Genomic DNA, 1,603 nt, shown 5'->3' on the forward strand with positions numbered 1-1,603 from the left:
AAATATTGAATTGGTTCAAGAAACTTTGTCAGCTCTTCTACCAAATCTTGTTTTCTGCAAAATTTTATCCAAGTTACTTATAAAACTTTTTAACAATAAATCAGATTTTAAAAAATTCACAAGGAACAAATTATATAAACAATTTTAAGTTGTTTTAAGTAAGTGATATTGCAAATAAGTATTCATTATTAATTTAACCATATCAAATTTTACTGTTCTCTTATTTTATAAAAACTGTAAGATAAAGTAATTGTGTTGACTTCTTTTAGATTTTTATCATTTTCAATTTTTGGATCTACAAAAAATGATACAGGCATCATCATCTTTTGACCAGATTTTAATAATTGTTCTTCAAAACAAAAACACTGAATTTTAAAAAAATATTTCGCTGCCTTATATGGAGTAACGTTATATATTGCAGTGCCTATTATATCTTTATCAGAGTTATTTTTTATAGAGTAAAATACAAGATTATTTTCACCTGTGCGGACCCGTATTAGTGATTGTTCAGCTTTGAACTCCCAAGGTAAATTGCTATCTTTATTTGCATCAAATCTGATGACTATAAATCTATTACCTACAGTTTCAACATCACGTATTACTTGTCTTACAGCACCACCAGTTCCCGTGACTTTACAAAAAATATTATAAAGTGGTACTGAAGCATAAGATAACAATATCATCCCTAAAATTATAAAAAATATAGATAATGCAAATCTACTGTTATTATTTAATTTTGAAAACAAAGGACTATATCCCATTTTACTAAATTATTAAACTAAGAGCTTCAAGATATAATTCATACTGACAATAATACTACTAACACTAATAATGTTTATTACCTACATAAAAATTGATCATTTTACAATGAATTTATTGATTCTCAGCTAATACTGTCTAATAGTAAATTTTTGTCCTTAAGATTTTTACCAAGGCAATATAATATCTAATAACTGAGAACCGTAACGTGGGCGTTGCATCCGACTTAATGTTCCTCTTCCACCATAAGAAATTCTAGCTTCAGCTATCTGATCTGCTCTTACCGCATTTTCTGAACTTATATCTTCTGCTCTAATTATTCCTCTAATGCTCACTTCCCTTACTTCATAATTAATTTTGATTTCCTGAGTGCCACTTATTACTAAATTTCCATTTGGTAATATTTGCTTTATCATTGCTGCTACTTCAATTTCAATATCCTCATTGCGTTTAATATCACCACTACCATCCATACCATTAGCACTGCTAGTGCTGACAAGTGATTTACTATTAGATCCAGGTAATATTTTGCTAATTTTATCTTGTAGACCAAGAAAATTTGGCATTCCTAAATCTTCTTTAGATTTTCGTTTTGTTGCTGTTGTATTATTTAGATTAGCTTTATCTTTTATTTCTATTTTTATTTTTAAAATATCTCCAATTCTTCTGGCTCTATTATCACGAAAAAATTCTCTAGAACCTGTTTGCCATAACGAGTTATGTGATCTTTTAGATGTGTTATCATCAGTATTTTCCCACATAACAGGTGGATTTATTTTTGATAATTGCGGTTCTTTACCAATCTGTTTTAAATCATTTATAGTGTTGGAACAATTATTCAAGT

2 protein-coding genes are annotated in these 1,603 nt (G+C 28.1%); both read right to left on the reverse strand.

The window, feature by feature from the left end; genetic code table 11:
* Positions 1–209: 209 nt before the first annotated feature.
* Positions 210–761: a cytochrome c oxidase assembly protein gene (locus IHI24_RS04630; RefSeq protein ID WP_194966897.1), complete on the reverse strand. Its 552-nt coding sequence runs from the start codon at positions 759–761 to the stop codon at positions 210–212.
* A 165-nt stretch (positions 762–926) separates the two neighbouring features.
* A partial coding sequence (flgH, locus tag IHI24_RS04635) for a flagellar basal body L-ring protein FlgH (protein WP_194966898.1) occupies positions 927–1,603 on the reverse strand: 677 nt, incomplete at its 5' end.

The sequence above is a fragment of the Rickettsia endosymbiont of Cardiosporidium cionae genome (assembly GCF_015476335.1).
Taxonomy (GTDB): domain Bacteria; phylum Pseudomonadota; class Alphaproteobacteria; order Rickettsiales; family Rickettsiaceae; genus JADHZC01.

What these genes read in the sequence shown, in the direction of transcription:
- IHI24_RS04630 (WP_194966897.1), bottom strand. Translation starts at nt 761, where the DNA reads ATGGGATATAGTCCTTTGTTTTCAAAATTAAATAATAACAGTAGATTT.